The following is a 14,360-nucleotide window of genomic DNA, read 5'->3' as shown; positions in this document are numbered from 1 at the left end:
TCTCAGGAATCGGACCGCCGAGGCTCGACGATCCGGACCTGCCCTCTCGTTTCGAGCAGCGGCCAGCCCACAGCACGGTACGTGCGGTGAAAAGGTGCTGGTCAACGGTGTGCCATGCGAGATAGAGGGACGGGCCGTTGGTGGTTTGGTCCACACGGAAGGAAGCCCCCGAGGTTCCGTGGGACCGCTCCCACGCGGCATGCCGGAAGACTCCTTCGTGCCGGGCCGGGTGTCAAGACTTGAAAACGGCGTTGTTGCGCAAGCGTGTTCCGGGCGTCACGGGAATGTGTCGCTCCACCAGGCGTCACCGGGCCGTCACGGACCGGCCTCGCACAGGATTCACGCAGGTGATCCAAGGGTCTGCCGCGCGAGCCCGGCGCCCGGGCCGTCCGTCCGGGCCGTCGCCCGATTTTCTGGGCAAGAATGAGGCAAGTCCCCACTGATCGCCGGAAGGTGAACGATGAGCCCTGCCGAGCAGCCGCCCCGGCGCGCTGACGTCCGGCGCCCGACGCTCAACGCCGTGGCCACGCTCGCCGGCGTCGGCCGCGGCACGGTCTCCCGGGTCATCAACGGCTCCCCCAAGGTGAGCGCCCACGCCCGCGCGGCGGTGGAGCGGGCGATCGAGGAACTCGGCTACGTCCCCAACCCCGCCGCCCGCTCCCTGGCCACCCGCCGTACCGACTCGGTCGCCGTGGTCGTCCCCGAGGGCGAGGACCGGCTCTTCTCCGAGCCCTACTTCTCGGGGATCATCCGCGGTGTGTCGGCCCAACTCGCCATCGCGCAGATGCAGTTGCTGCTGGTACTGACACCGGACGAGAAGGAGTACGCGCGGCTGGCCACCTACCTGTCGGCGCACCGGGTGGACGGCGTGCTGATCCTCGCGGTCCACAGCGGCGACACGCTGCCCGACCGGCTGCACGAACTCGCCGTGCCGACCGTGCTCGCCGGCCGGCGCGGCCACGGGGAGCCGCTGGGGCACGTCCGCGCGGACAACAACGGCGGCGCCAGGATCGCGGTCGAGCACCTGCTGGCCAAGGGCCGCCGGACCATCGCCACCATCACCGGCCCCCTGGACATGGACGCCGCCCAGGCCCGACTCGACGGCTACCGCGAGGCGTTGGAGGACGCGGGCCTCACCGTCGACGAGAACCTGATCGCGTACGGCGACTTCCGCGAGGAGGGCGGACGCGCGGCCATGCGGGAGCTGCTGCGCAGACGCCCCGGCCTCGACGCCGTCTTCGCCGCGTCCGACGTGATGGCGTCGGGTGCCGTGCTGGAACTACGCGCGTCCGGCCGACGGGTGCCGGACGACGTCGCCGTCGTCGGCTTCGACGACTCGATCGTGGCCCGGCACATCGATCCCCCGCTGACCAGCGTCCGCCAGCCGCTGGAGGAGATGGGCCGCACCATGGCGAGCCTCCTGCTGGACGAGATCGCCCGACGCGGGGGCGCTCACCGCCATGAGGTCGGCGGCGATCACCGCCAAGTGGTCCTGCCGACGCGGCTGGTGGTGCGGGAGTCGGCCTGAGCGGTGTCCGCGGCGACCGTGCGCACACATAGGGCGGGCAACCCCTTTGCTCATGGGAGCGCTCCCATGCATAATGGGCGCCACTCGACCCATGGGAGCGATTCCATGCCCGACCTGACGACCCCGCCCTTCCCTCCCGCCTTCCTGTGGGGAGCCGCGACCTCCGCCTACCAGATCGAGGGGGCGGTGCGGGAGGGCGGCCGTACGCCCTCGATCTGGGACACCTTCAGTCATACGCCGGGCCGTACGGCGGGCGGTGATCACGCCGACGTCGCTGTCGACCACTTCCACCGCTACCGCGACGACGTGGCGCTGATGGCGGACCTGGGCCTGACGGCGTACCGCTTCTCGGTCTCGTGGCCGCGGGTGCAGCCGACCGGCCGGGGTCCGGCGGTCCAGGTGGGCCTGGACTTCTACCGCCGTCTGGTCGACGAGCTGCTCGCGCACGGCATCAAACCGGCGCTGACCCTCTACCACTGGGATCTGCCGCAGGAGTTGGAGGACGCGGGCGGCTGGCCGGAGCGCGACACGGCGTACCGGTTCGCCGAGTACGCGCAGATCGTTGGCGAGGCGCTGGGCGACCGCGTGGAGCAGTGGACCACGCTCAACGAGCCCTGGTGCAGCGCGTTCCTGGGCTACGGCTCGGGGGTGCACGCGCCGGGCCGTACGGACGCGGGCGCGTCGCTTCGGGCCGCCCATCACCTCAACCTGGCGCACGGGCTGGCCACTTCGGCACTGCGGTCCGCGATGCCGGCCCACAACTCGATCGCGGTGAGCCTCAACTCCGCGGTGGTCAGGCCCGCTTCACTGTCCCCGGCGGACATGGCGGCGACCCGGAAGATCGACGACCTGGCCAACGGGGTGTTCCACGGGCCGATGCTGCACGGGACGTATCCGCAGTCCCTCTTCGAGGCGACGAGGTCGGTCACGGACTGGTCGTACGTCCGGGACGGCGATCTGACGCTCATTCACCAGCCGCTGGACGCACTGGGGTTGAACTACTACACACCGGCAATGGTGGAGGCGACGGAGGCGGCCCCGGCAGGTCCGCGGGCCGACGGGCACGGCCTGAGCGCGTACTCCCCCTGGCCGGGCGCGGACGACGTGGCGTTCCTCCAGACTCCCGGCGAGCGCACGGAGATGGGCTGGACGATCGACCCGACGGGCCTCCACGACCTGATCATGCGCTACACGAGGGAGGCGCCGGGCCTGCCGCTGTACGTCACGGAGAACGGCGCGGCCTACGACGACAAGCCCGACCCCGAGGGCAACGTCCACGACCGCGAGCGGATCGCCTACCTCCACGGCCACCTGTCGGCCGTACGCCGGGCGATCACGGACGGCGCGGACGTACGCGGCTACTACCTGTGGTCCCTGATGGACAACTTCGAGTGGGCGTACGGCTACGGGAAGCGGTTCGGGGCGGTGTACGTGGACTACGCGACACTGGCGCGCACGCCGAAGTCGAGCGCGCGGTGGTACGGGGAGGCGGCGCGGACGGGCGTGCTACCGGCGGTGGGCGAAGCCTGAGCGACGGGGGACTCCGGGGACGGGGCGCGGCGCGTCATGGGGGCGTGCCGCGCCCCGGCGGGGTTGTGGCGAGGGGCGGCTCAAGCTCCCGCCGGGCGACGGTAGTTCTCCTAGTCCAGCAACAGGTCGAAGGCACCCGCGTCCGCGCGGGCCGCCCGCCAACGCGTGCTGACCGGCGCCTCACCCGTCACGTACCGCGCCGTCATCCGCGCTCCGCACGCGCGTGGGCGGCCCTGCGGTCATGCGCAGGCAACTGTTGCGCCTGATGGAGGTATCCAGGCTGCAGGGCCGAAGGGGCGAGAACCCCGCCGCCACTCACAGCCACCCCTCAGACCCCGTCCAGCGACCTCATGTTTTTCATCGTGTCGGCGCTGCTGGCCCTGATCGTCGGCGGGACCGTCGCCTTCAGTAAGAGGCAGGCGGGGAAAGGGAGTTCGCGGTTCGGATTCGGTGCCGGGCCCGGGGCGGCGCAGCAGTCCTACGACGCCGATGCGGTACGGGCTGGTGGCGCAGACCGCCGTCTAGGGGCCGCATCACATCCGAACCGCCCGTGGCGCCCTGGGACTCGACCCCGGGCCCGAGTTGCCCGCGCAGGGGGCCGGTGGGCAGGTCACGGTGGGCGGGCAGACGTACACCGCGTCCACGCGGCCCGGCACGGGCACGCCGTACCACCACCCCGGCGGGTTCGGTGGGCCCGGGGGCTTCTGAGCGAGGAGCGGTCAGCGGGACTCAACCACCCCGATCCTCAACCACCCTTGGTTCTCAACCCAGTTGGCCAGTGGTACCGCGGTCCCACTCGGCCGAGCCGATTGTGTCCGGCGGTCCCACGGACACGGCCGTGGGCGTTCCTAGCCTGGTGCGGGAATCCGGCACCACCGGTGACCGTCACCGGCCGGACCCGATCCATGAGCCTTGGGGATCCCTATGGTGCTGTTCAGAAGTCCGTCCGCGAAGTTGAGTGCGGCGGCACTCTCCGCGCTGTTCCTGCTCTGTGAATCGTCCGCCGCCGTGGCCGCGCCGAACGGCGCGGGTCCAGCGGCCGTTCACGAGGTCGACGTCACCAACATGCCGGCCACCAAGGAAGGCCAGCCCACGGTCGCCGTCAACCCCAGGAATCCGAAGAACCTCGTTTTCGTATCGACGATCTTCCCGCCGTCGCCGGGTCTGGAGCCGGTCGACGGCGGGTGTTTCCTCGCCTACTCGAACGACAAGGGCGACACCTGGACCCGGGTGGCGTGGCCGTTGGGCGACGCGGCGCCCAAGTGCGGTGAGCCGAGCGTGCAGTTCGACGCGAAGGGCACCGTGTACGTGGACAACAACCAGGTCGGTTCAGGGCTGGCCGCGAACCTGGTGAACCACAACCAGGTCGCCAAGTCGACGGACGGTGGCCGGAGTTGGACCGACCCGGTGTCCACCCCGCTGCTCCTCGGCGGTGCCCCGAAGATGCGGGTGGACGTCGCGACCGGCAAGGTCTACGCGGTCGCGGGAGCGGCGTGGGAGTACCCGAGCGCGGTCTCCGTCAGCGCCGACGGCGGCAAGACCTTCAGTAGCGACTCGCGGGTGATCCCGGGCCCGCAGCCGTGCATCGAGGTGGCGCCGGGCATCCCGCTCGTGTGCGGCTACCCGGGTCGCGAGATCGCCGTATACGGCGGGATTCTCGTGTCCGCCTCCCAGGAGGCGGGCGAGCCCGTGAACTTCCACGTCAGCCGTGACGACGGCAGGACGTGGACCAACACGACGGTGAACGACGGCACGGGAACCCCCGTTCCAGCGGGCACCGGGTCCCTGGTGCCGGTTCCGGCCCTGGGTGCGGCTGCCGACCCCGTCCCGTGGGTTGCCGCCGACACCGCCCACCGCGGCCGGTTCGCCGTCATGGTGCCCCGGGACTCCAACACCCTCGACGTCTACGTCACCCCGGACGCCGGCAGGACCTGGACCGGGCCGGCGACGATCTCCACTCCGGGCGCGGTACGTCCGGCGATCGACTTCGGCGCCAACGGTGATCTCGGGGTCATGTGGCGGACCACCACGGGCGACGCGTTCTCGGCCGTCTCCTTCGACCACGGACGCTCGTTCAGCGCACCGGTGCGGGTCAACCATGTGACCGAGCCGGTCGGGGAGACGGGTCCTCCCGGTGACCGCTGGTCGGGGATCACCCTCGCCGGCGGGTACGCGTACGTCACGTGGGCCGACGGGCGCGACAACTCCTCCCTCGACTCCGTCATCAGCCGGGTACCGCTGAAGCTGTACAGGAAGCGCACCCACCGATAACCCGCTCACCCACACCCTCAGGACCGGGGCGCGACCAGTCCCGCGTCGTAGGCGATGATCACCGCCTGGATACGGTCGCGGGCACCGATCTTGGCCATGACCCGGCCGACGTGCTTCTTCACGGTGGACTCGGTGAGCACGAGGCGTTCGGCGATCTCGACATTGGTCCAGCCCGTGCCGACGGCCACGAGCACCTCGTGCTCGCGTTCGCTGAGCGCCGTGAGACGCGGGTCCGCCCGGGGCTCGGCCTCGGGCGCCAGGACGTCGTGGGCGTGCGCGTCGAGCAGGCGGCGGGTCAGCCGGGGTGACACGACGGCGTCGCCGGTCGCGACCGCCTGGATCCCGGCGAGGAGTTCCGTCGGCCGGACGTCCTTGAGCAGGAAGCCACTGGCCCCGGCGCGCAGACCCGCGTAGGCGTACTCGTCGAGGTCGAAGGTGGTCAGGATGAGCACGCGGGTACGGCCGCCCGCCGCCACGATCCGCCGGGTCGCCTCGATGCCGTCGACACCGGGCATCCGTACGTCCATCAGGACCACGTCGGGGCGCAGGTCGGCCACCATACGGACGGCCTGCGCCCCGTTGTCGGCCTCACCGACGACGGTCGTACCGGGGGTGCCGTCCAGCAGCATCCGGAAGCCCATGCGGGGCAGTGGCTGGTCATCGGCGATCAGTACGGTGGTCATGGCGCGGGCTCTCCGGAGGTGGCCGAGGCGGACGGGTTCATCAGGACTTCCACGACCCAGCCGCGGCCGTCGTCCCGCGGCCCGATGGTGGCGGTGCCGTCGTACAGCGCGGCCCGTTGGCGGATACCCACCAGGCCGTGTCCGGTGTCTCCCCGGGAAGCCGTGGACCGTTCCCGCGACGGTGAACCGGCATCGGTGACCCGGACGCGGAGCCCGCTGTCCTCGACCGCGATCGACACGTCGGCCGTGGCACCGGGGCCGACGTGCTTGAGGGTGTTGGTCAGGGCTTCCTGCACCACCCGGAACACCGTGAGCTGCACGCCTCGGCCCAGCGCGTCGACCGGGCCGACGGTGCGGTAGGCCACCGGCAGCCCGGCCGCGCGCACCCGGTCGAGCAGGGTGTCCAGGTCCCGGACACCCGGCTGCGGGGACCGCGAGGTGTGCTCCCGTTCCCGGGGCTCGCTCAACACCCCCAGCACGCGCCGGAGTTCGTCCATCGCCTGCCGGCCGGTGTCACCGATCAGCCGCACCGCCTGCTCGGTCCGGCCGGGGTCACGCGCGACGAGCACCGCGGCGCCATCGGCGAGGTTCACCATGACCGACAGGTTGTGACCCACGATGTCGTGCATCTCCCGGGCGATCCGCGAGCGCTCCGCCGCGGCCGTCAACCGGACGCGCTGATCGCGCTCGGTCTCCAGCCGCGCCGCCCGTTCCCGCAGCGCCGACAGATACAGCCGGCTGATCCGGAAGGTCAGACCCAGAGCCACGGCCCCTACGCCGGTGCCGACGGACAGGATCAGGAAGGTCACCGGGTCGGCCGCCGGGATGACGCCGACCACGATCAGCACCCACCCCGCCACGGTCACCGGCAGCGCCCAGCAGATCGCCCGGGGCGAAGCGTGCAGCGCGAGGTCGAACAGGGCGATCAGCAGAACGGCGGCCCCTGCGGGCCCCAGGCCCAGCGACCACATGACCGGACACACCAGGAGGCAGACACCGTAGACCGCGACGGGAGCGCGGCGCCGCCACCACAGCGGTACGACCAGCACGGCGGCGATGGCCAGCACCACGCCGACGGGCAGGCCGGCTCCCACCGGGCGCGACACGGGGTGACCGGGGCTGTGCACGAGCAGGTCCGGCGGCGCGGCAGCGGCGACCAGGACGACCACGGTGGTGTCGAGGAGCCATGGACGCCGCCGGTCGGCCGTCCGCAGACGGGTCAGCACCCGCAGCAGCGTCCGTATGACGGGGTGCGCCCAGACGGCCTCGGGCCCCGGGCGGACGCCTTCCGGCCCGAGGGACGGCTCGGTCGAGGGCGAGGCCGCCCCTGCCCGGGCAGACCCGGCCGAGGGGGAAGCCGTCCCCACCCGGCCCGAGTGACCCGACCTTGTGTGATCCATCGGCTCCATCCTCGCGGACGCGGCCTCAGACGTCACTGCGGCGCAGCCGATGGGCGGCACCGGCCAGCAGCAGCACGGCCCACACCAGCAGCGCCGCCAGACCCGCTCCGGGGCCGACCAGGGAGTCACTGGACTCGTGCAGGGTCATCACCGACTGGCCGGCGTTGCTGGGCAGGTAGCGGCTGACGGTGTCGCCCAGGGAACTGGGCAGCAGTCCGGTCAGGCCGGGCAGTACGAGCACCGCACCGGCCAGGATCGCGATGCCCCCGGCGTTGTTGCGCACGATCAGGCCGACCGTCACGCCGTACACGCCGACCAGGCCCAGATACAGGCCCGCGCCCACCAGGCACCGGAAGACCCCGGCGTCCCCCAGGGACAGGGCGATCTTCTCGCCGTGCAGGGCGGCGCTTCCGAGCAGGAACGAGACCAGGGCGCCTACGGTGGACGTGACGAAGGCGATCGGGCCGTAGACCGCGCACTTCGCCCACAGCACGGGCAGTCGGCCGGGCACGGCGGCGAACGTCGAGCGGACCATCCCCGTGCTGTACTCACCGGCCGACAGCAGGACGCCGAGCGCGCCGACGGCCAGTGCCGCGAGGTTGGTGCCGGCCAGGGCCAGGGTCAGCGCGGCACCGGATGCCGCGTCCTTGCCGCCCAGGGGGCCGCTCGGGCTGTAGAGAGCGGCGGCGATCACCCCGATCATCACCAGGAACAGCACGGCCACCCCCAGCGTGATCCAACTGGAGCGCAGCGACCAGAACTTGGACCATTCGGAGCGGACCACCCGTCGGCCGGTCACCCGGTACTCCGGACCCACCGGCGTGGTGGCGGTGATGGTGCTCGCGCTCATCAGGCGGCCCTCCCCGCTTCGCTGCTGTGGTACTCCACCGCGTCCTGCGTCAGATGCATGAACGCCTCCTCCAACGACAGCGACTCGGTGACCAGTTCGTACAGCGGCACCTGATGCTCGGCGGCCACCTGCCCGATCCGGCGCGTGTCCAGACCGGAGACCACGAGCCGCTCGGCGCCCGTCGAGGTGACGGTGACGCCCGGTGCGGCCAGCAGGGAGCGCAGCCGCGCGGGCTCGCCGGTGGCCACCCGCACTCCCTTCTCTCCGCTGCCCTCGCTCCGCTCGACCAGCGCGTCGACGGTCGTCTCGGCCAGCAGTCGACCCCGCCCGACGACCACCAGACGGTCGGCGGTCTGCGCCATCTCGCTCATCAGGTGCGAGGACAGCATCACCGTGCGGCCCTCGGCGGCCAGTCCGCGCAGCAACTCCCTTACCCAGCGCACGCCTTCGGGGTCGAGTCCGTTGACCGGCTCGTCCAGCACCACGATCGCGGGATCACCCAGCAGCGCGGCGGCGATGCCCAGCCGCTGGCCCATCCCCAGCGAGAACGCCCCGACCCTCTTGTGCGCCACGTCGTGCAGACCGGCCAGGTCGATGACCTCCTCCACCCGACGCTTCGGCACGCCATGGGTGTACGCCAACGCCATCAGGTGGTGGAACGCGGAGCGGCCCGGATGCACGGCCTTCGCCTCCAGCAGCACCCCCAACTCCTGCAAGGGAGCCCGGTGTTGGGCGTAGCGCTTGCCGTTGACCAGGGCCGTGCCGCTGGTCGGCCTGTCCAGGCCCACGATCATCCGCATGGTGGTGGACTTGCCCGCCCCGTTGGGCCCCAGGAACCCGGTGACCTGTCCGGGCGGGGCGGTGAAACTCAGGTCGTCCACCGCCGTCCTGTCCCCGTACCGCTTCGTCAGCCCACGAACCTCGATCACAGCGCCACTCCCCGCTTCCGCCTTGCCCGGCATCCCGCCGGGTCACTGCTTCGAGGCTAGGAGCGGCCGCACAAGGCACCGTGGGCCCGCGGGTGACAAACCCCGCTGGTCACTGGTACCGGGGTACCAGTGAGCGGGGTGAAGGGATGGTCGTACGCGGTGCCTCGCTTCCGAAGGGCTCGACAGCCGGCGGGTCAGCCCTTGTTGGCGCCCAGGGTGAGGCCGCTGACGAACTGGCGCTGGAGTGCGAAGTACACGATCAGCGTGGGGATCGCGGTGAGCAGGGCGCCGGCGGCGACCAGGTTGGGGTCGGTGAAGTACTGGCCGGAGAGGTTGTTCAGGGCGGAGGTGATCGGCATGTTCTCGCCGGTCGAGATCAGCACGATCGCCCAGAAGAAGTCGTTGTAGATCCAGATGGAGAGCAGGGTGGCCAGGGCCGCCATCGCCGGCTTGCACAGCGGCAGCACGATCTGCCAGTACATCCGCCACACCGATGCCCCGTCGACCAGCGCCGCCTCGGTCAGCTCGTGCGGCAGCATCCGCATGTAGTTGCTCAACACGAAGGCGCAGAAGCCCGATTGGAACGCCACGTGGATGAGGACCAGGCCGAGCGCGGAGTCGTAGAGCTTGCCGCTCATCGTGATGCCGGGCAGGTCGATCAACAGGTACATGCGGTACAGCGGGGTGATGATGACCTGCTGGGGCAGCAGGTTGCCGGCCGTGAAGACCAGCAGCAGGAAGATGTTGAGGCGGAAGTCGAAGCGGCTGACGTAGAACGCGACCATCGACGCCAGCAGCAGCGTGAGCAGCACGGCCGGGACCGCGATGATCAGGGTGTTGACGAAGTAGTGCGTCATGTCGGACTGCTCGAACGCGTTCTTGAAGTTGTCGAGGTTCAGCGTGTCCGGCCAGGAGACGTACCCCTTGTTGCTGGTCTCCGAGTACGGGCGCAGGGCCGCGTAGACCGCCCACAGCAGCGGGGCGAGCCAGGCCAGCGAGGTGACGACGAGGAACACGTGCAGCAGGACCCGGGCCGGGCGCAGCGGGGTGCGCCGCTTCACGCCGAGCGCGGCGGTGGGGGTGGTCATGCGCGCCGCTCCTTCCGGAAGGTCGCGATCAGGTACGGAATGATGACCACGAGGGAGATGACCAGCAGGACGACGGCGATCGCCGACCCGTAACCGATCCGGCTGGACTCGCCGATGATGTTGTTGGTGATCAGGATCGACAGCAACTCGGTGCCCTGGGCGCCCTTGTTGAAGACGTAGACCAGGTCGAAGGCGCGCAGCGACTCGATGATGGTGACGACCAGGACGACCGTGTTGGTGGGCCGCAGCGTCGGGAAGATGACGTTCTTGAACGTCTGCCACTCGTTCGCCCCGTCCAGGGCCGAGGCTTCCTTCAGCGACGGGTCCACGCCCTTCAGGCCGGCCAGGTACAGGATCATCATGTAGCCCGCGTGCCGCCAGGACGCGGCGATCAGGACGGCCCACAGGTTGAGCTTCGGATCGCCGATCCAGTCGATGTAGTGGCCGGGCTTGTTGGCCCCGATGAGGCTGTTGATCAGGCCGGTGTCGGGGTTGTAGATGAGCTGCCAGACGAAGCCGGTGACCGCCAGCGACATCACGACCGGCAGGAAGAACGCGGTCTGGTAGACGCGGCTGAACCGGATCTTCTTGTCCAGCTGCACGGCCAGGAACAGGCCGAAGGGGGTCGGCAGCAGGATGAGCACGACGAACCAGATGACGTTGTGCTCAAGTGCGGGCCAGAACTGCGGGTTGTCGTTGAACAGCTCCTTGAAGTTGGCCAGGCCGACCCACTTGATCGAGCCGAAGCCAATGCCGTCCCAGCTGGTGAAGGCCAGGAGGATCGAGGCGAGGGCGGTGACCCAGACAAGGGCCACGTGCAGGACCGTCGGCACGCCCGCCATGAAGGCGAGCGTGATGCGGTCACGGCGGGTCAGCAGGCGCTTGGCGCCCCGCGGGACCCGCTTCTTCTCAGGCGCGGGGCCCGGAGGCGGAACGGCGTCCGCCTCCGGGCTCGTCGTAGTCGTCTCGGAGATCATGAGGAGGCGAAGATCGTCTTCTTCTGGCGCTCGATCGAGGTCAGCAGACTGTCGACGCCCTTGGGGTTCTGGAGGAACTTCTGCAGTCCGGGCTGCATCACCGTCGAGGTGAAGTCCGGACGGGAGTCGCGGTCCATGAACTGGGTGAGGCTCTTGGCGGCGCCGATCATGTCGAACGCCTTCTTCTGCAGCGGCGAGTACGCGGAGGTGTCGGCCTTGCTGGAGGCGGCCACCACGCTCGGGTCGGTCTTGAGGTACAGCTGCTCGGCCGCCGGGCTGCCCAGGTACTCCAGGAGCTTGACGACACCGTCGTGGTTCTTCGGGGACTTGCTGACCATGTAGCCGTCGGTGGGTGCCTCGACGGTGTCCTGGCCGTACGCGGAGTTGATCTCCGGGAAGGCGAAGAAGTCGAGGTCGTCGAGGTCGGCCTTGACGGTGAACTGCTGGGCCACGAAGGTGCCCAGGAGGTACATGCCGGACTTCTTCGACACCACGCCCTGCGCGGCGTCCTGCCAGGTGCGGCCCATGAAGCCGTCCTGGTGGTACGGGAGAAGCTCGGCCCAGTGGTCGAAGACCGCCTTGACCTTCGGGTCGGTCCACGCCTCCTTGCCCGCCATCAGGGACTTGTGGAAGTCGTAGCCGTTGAGGCGGAAGTTGATCTGGTCGAAGGTGCCCATCGCCGGCCAGGCGTCCTTGTCGCCGAAGGCGATCGGGACCAGACCGTCGCTCTTCATCTTCTTGCAGAGGGCGACCAGTTCGTCCCAGGTGGTGGGGACGGTGTAGCCCTTCGCCGCGAAGACGCTCTTGCGGTAGAAGATCGCCCACGGGTACGTGGTCATCGGCACGAAGTAGTACTTGCCGTCCTCGCCCTTGCTGAGCTGCTTCATCGCGTCGGGGAAGTTGTCACCGATCTTCGCCCAGACGTCGTCGATGGACGTGGCGAGCTTCTTGGCCGCGAAGAACTGCATGCGGTACCCGGCGAACCAGTTGAACACGTCGTCCGGCGTGCCCTGGAGGTAGGAGTTGATCTGCTCCTGGAAGGTGTTGTGGTCCTTCGTGTTGACCTTGACGGTGATGCCGGATGTCTTCTTGAAGTCCGCGTAGACGCTCGCGAACGCCTTCTTCGGCACCGCGTCGGACGCGTTGGAGCCGACGGTGACGGTCTTCGGGTCGGACGAGCTGCCACTGCCGCCACAGGCGCTCAGCAGGGGTATGCCGGCGCCGAGCACGGCAGCGCCGCCTATACCGCGCAGGACGGAGCGGCGACTGGCGGCGGGGAGGGAGAAGTCGGGCATGAACGGCTCCTGACGGACAGGGTTCGGCCGGAATGCGCCACGGCCCAAGGTCTTCGTAACCGACCAGAAACCAACGCGACCAAACACGGTGGCGTAATAACAGTCCTATGTCTGGTCATGCGTCAACACCCGCCGCCTTCATTTGTCGAAACGTAATCGACACTCGCGAGCAAAAGGAGCGAACGTGCGGCCGAGTGGCCACACGTCCGCTCCGGGGAGGCCGGGACCACGGGGACCACGAGGGGTTCCCGGGGCCCGTGGGGCGCCTACTGGAAGGCGGAGAACGCCTTGGTGAAGGCGGACGGGGCCTGGACGACCGAGCTGCACGTCGCGTCCGCGCCGGCCTTGGCGCCGCCCGGGCACTGCTCGTCCCGGGTCGCGGACCACATCGAGAGGCCGCCCAGACCCTTCGCCTTCGCGAAGACCACCAACCCGTTCGCGTCCTCGACCTTGAAGACCTCCGATGAAACGTCGTTGACGCTGATCATCGGCGTTACTGCAACCGCTTTCCATGCAGCACTGTCCGAGAGCCCGAGAACACTCTTGACTTGGGCCTGAGTCGCAGTAGCCGCTTGCTGTGAGTACGTTCCCATATTTCCGCTGTACGCCGGTCCGTAATCCATGGCCATGATGTTGACCGTGTTGATCTTGACGCCGTTGGACTTGGCATTGGACAACAAGTTCACCCCGTCCTGGGTCAGCCCCTCGGGCATCACGGGGAGCGTGTAGGAGACGTCCAGGTTCGGGTGCTGCTGCTGGAGCTTGGCTATCGCCTGGGCGCGGATGGTGTTCGCCGCGGTGTTGGGCAGCGCGCCGCCCTCGATGTCGAAGTCGACCTTGGTGAGGCTGTAGGCGTCCACGACCTTGCCGTACGCCGTCGCCAGCGCGCTCGCCGTACCGCACGTCGTCGCCAGCTCGGAGCCGGACGCGCCGCCGAAGGAGACCCGGACGTCACCGCCCTTGGCGCGCAGCGCGCCGATCTGCGCGGCCACGCCGTCGCTGCCGAGGTCCGAGACCCCGCCCCACTTCGGGGTGCAGCCGCCGCCGTCGGTGATGAAGGCGAGGTTGTAGTTCTTCACGCCGGTCGCGGTGACGTTGGCGAGCAGGTCGAAGGCGGGGTAGAGGGAGGTGTCGACGTAGGGGGCGAAGCCCGCGCCGGCCGTCGTGCCGGTGCCGGTCGTCCCGGTCGGCGAGGCGGTGGGGGTGGGGGTCGCCGTGGGCTTGGGGGTGGCCGTGGGCGTGGAGGTCGGGGAGGCGGTCGGCCCGGGCGTCGGCGACGAGGTCGTCGGGCGGCCGGTCGGCTCGGGGGTCGCGGTGCCGTCCGCCGAGCACTTGGCGTTGTCGATGAGACAACCGGTCGGCCGGCCGGTGCCGTTGACCACGAAACCGACCGTGACCGACTCGCCGGCCGCGAGGCCGTCGGTGTCCCACTTCGGCGGCTTCACGGTGACGCGCTGCCCGCTCACGCTCGACTCGGCGTTCCACAGCGAGCTGAGCCTGGAGCCGGACGGCAGGTCGAACTCCAGCGTCCAGTCCTTCTTCGTGGCACCGGTCGTGTTGGTGACGACGTACTGCGCGGTGTACCCCGTCGACCACTCGCTGGTTCTGGTGTAGGCCGCGCCGACGCTCGCCGCCTGGGCGATGCCGGTCAGCATGATCGCACCGCCACCGACCACCGCGACGGCGACCGCTCCGCCGATCACCTTGTTCCTGTTGCTGATCCTGCGCCGGTGCGTGCTCATCGCGTGCCTGCTTTCGCCGTACGGGGGTGGGGTGCGGCAGCACGCTAGCGATCCGGAATCGGGCAAA

12 protein-coding genes are annotated in these 14,360 nt (G+C 69.8%); 4 read left to right on the top strand and 8 right to left on the bottom strand.

Going from position 1 to position 14,360, the window contains the following annotated elements; genetic code table 11:
- The first annotated feature begins 460 nt into the window (after positions 1-460).
- The 4 genes from OG226_RS31335 (at position 461) to OG226_RS31325 (ending at position 5,329) form a co-directional block, all read left to right on the top strand.
- Positions 461-1,528, top strand: a complete 1,068-nt coding sequence (locus OG226_RS31335) for a LacI family DNA-binding transcriptional regulator (protein ID WP_328683112.1) — start codon at positions 461-463, stop codon at positions 1,526-1,528.
- 105 nt (positions 1,529-1,633) lie between these two features.
- Positions 1,634-3,058, top strand: a complete 1,425-nt coding sequence (locus OG226_RS31330) for a GH1 family beta-glucosidase (RefSeq protein WP_329350766.1) — start codon at positions 1,634-1,636, stop codon at positions 3,056-3,058.
- A 223-nt stretch (positions 3,059-3,281) separates the two neighbouring features.
- The gene (locus OG226_RS51665) at positions 3,282-3,470 is read left to right on the top strand and encodes a hypothetical protein (RefSeq protein ID WP_443044813.1); all 189 of its coding nucleotides are present in this window, start codon (positions 3,282-3,284) and stop codon (positions 3,468-3,470) included.
- Between the two features lie 512 nt (positions 3,471-3,982).
- A complete protein-coding gene (locus OG226_RS31325) occupies positions 3,983-5,329 on the top strand; it encodes a sialidase family protein (RefSeq protein WP_329350765.1) in 1,347 nt (448 codons plus the stop codon).
- A gap of 17 nt (positions 5,330-5,346) precedes the next feature.
- Here the strand turns inward: OG226_RS31325 and OG226_RS31320 are convergent, their stop codons facing one another.
- The 8 genes from OG226_RS31320 to OG226_RS31285 all read right to left on the bottom strand — a co-directional run bounded on the left by OG226_RS31320 (position 5,347) and on the right by OG226_RS31285 (position 14,293).
- Positions 5,347-6,012 (bottom strand): response regulator transcription factor, encoded by a 666-nt coding sequence (locus OG226_RS31320; protein WP_329350764.1) that lies wholly within the window; start codon positions 6,010-6,012, stop codon positions 5,347-5,349.
- Positions 6,009-7,412 carry a sensor histidine kinase gene (locus OG226_RS31315; RefSeq protein ID WP_329350763.1) on the bottom strand — a complete coding sequence of 468 codons (1,404 nt, stop codon included), beginning with the start codon at positions 7,410-7,412 and terminating at the stop codon, positions 6,009-6,011. The genes OG226_RS31320 and OG226_RS31315 overlap by 4 nt, the downstream gene beginning before the upstream one ends.
- A 25-nt stretch (positions 7,413-7,437) precedes the next feature.
- A complete protein-coding gene (locus tag OG226_RS31310) occupies positions 7,438-8,262 on the bottom strand; it encodes an ABC transporter permease (protein ID WP_328683106.1) in 825 nt (274 codons plus the stop codon).
- Positions 8,262-9,191 carry an ABC transporter ATP-binding protein gene (locus tag OG226_RS31305; RefSeq protein ID WP_328683105.1) on the bottom strand — a complete coding sequence of 310 codons (930 nt, stop codon included), beginning with the start codon at positions 9,189-9,191 and terminating at the stop codon, positions 8,262-8,264. The genes OG226_RS31310 and OG226_RS31305 overlap by 1 nt, the downstream gene beginning before the upstream one ends.
- 194 nt (positions 9,192-9,385) lie before the next feature.
- Positions 9,386-10,279, bottom strand: a complete 894-nt coding sequence (locus tag OG226_RS31300) for a carbohydrate ABC transporter permease (RefSeq protein WP_329350762.1) — start codon at positions 10,277-10,279, stop codon at positions 9,386-9,388.
- On the bottom strand, positions 10,276-11,256 hold the full coding sequence (locus OG226_RS31295) for a carbohydrate ABC transporter permease (protein ID WP_327403791.1): 981 nt from the start codon (positions 11,254-11,256) through the stop codon (positions 10,276-10,278). The genes OG226_RS31300 and OG226_RS31295 overlap by 4 nt, the downstream gene beginning before the upstream one ends.
- Positions 11,253-12,551, bottom strand: a complete 1,299-nt coding sequence (locus tag OG226_RS31290) for an ABC transporter substrate-binding protein (RefSeq protein ID WP_328683103.1) — start codon at positions 12,549-12,551, stop codon at positions 11,253-11,255. Before OG226_RS31290 ends, OG226_RS31295 begins: the two co-directional genes overlap by 4 nt.
- Before the next feature lie 266 nt (positions 12,552-12,817).
- Complete coding sequence (locus tag OG226_RS31285; RefSeq protein ID WP_329350761.1) at positions 12,818-14,293, bottom strand: glycoside hydrolase family 18 protein; 1,476 nt, start codon at positions 14,291-14,293, stop codon at positions 12,818-12,820.
- Between the last annotated feature and the right edge of the window lie 67 nt (positions 14,294-14,360).

Origin of the sequence: Streptomyces sp. NBC_01261 (assembly GCF_036226385.1) — a bacterium.
In the GTDB taxonomy this organism is placed as follows: domain Bacteria; phylum Actinomycetota; class Actinomycetes; order Streptomycetales; family Streptomycetaceae; genus Streptomyces.
Note: the sequence above shows the minus strand (reverse complement) of the source record. Positions and strands in the feature narration are given on the sequence as shown.

Bases quoted from the DNA above. Each gene is read 5' to 3' on its own strand.
- OG226_RS31335 (WP_328683112.1), top strand. From the start codon at position 461: ATGAGCCCTGCCGAGCAGCCGCCCCGGCGCGCTGACGTCCGGCGCCCG.
- OG226_RS31330 (WP_329350766.1), top strand. From the start codon at position 1,634: ATGCCCGACCTGACGACCCCGCCCTTCCCTCCCGCCTTCCTGTGGGGA.
- OG226_RS31325 (WP_329350765.1), top strand. From the start codon at position 3,983: ATGGTGCTGTTCAGAAGTCCGTCCGCGAAGTTGAGTGCGGCGGCACTC.
- OG226_RS31320 (WP_329350764.1), bottom strand. From the start codon at position 6,012: ATGACCACCGTACTGATCGCCGATGACCAGCCACTGCCCCGCATGGGC.
- OG226_RS31315 (WP_329350763.1), bottom strand. From the start codon at position 7,412: ATGGATCACACAAGGTCGGGTCACTCGGGCCGGGTGGGGACGGCTTCC.
- OG226_RS31310 (WP_328683106.1), bottom strand. From the start codon at position 8,262: ATGAGCGCGAGCACCATCACCGCCACCACGCCGGTGGGTCCGGAGTAC.
- OG226_RS31300 (WP_329350762.1), bottom strand. From the start codon at position 10,279: ATGACCACCCCCACCGCCGCGCTCGGCGTGAAGCGGCGCACCCCGCTG.
- OG226_RS31295 (WP_327403791.1), bottom strand. From the start codon at position 11,256: ATGATCTCCGAGACGACTACGACGAGCCCGGAGGCGGACGCCGTTCCG.
- OG226_RS31290 (WP_328683103.1), bottom strand. From the start codon at position 12,551: ATGCCCGACTTCTCCCTCCCCGCCGCCAGTCGCCGCTCCGTCCTGCGC.
- OG226_RS31285 (WP_329350761.1), bottom strand. From the start codon at position 14,293: ATGAGCACGCACCGGCGCAGGATCAGCAACAGGAACAAGGTGATCGGC.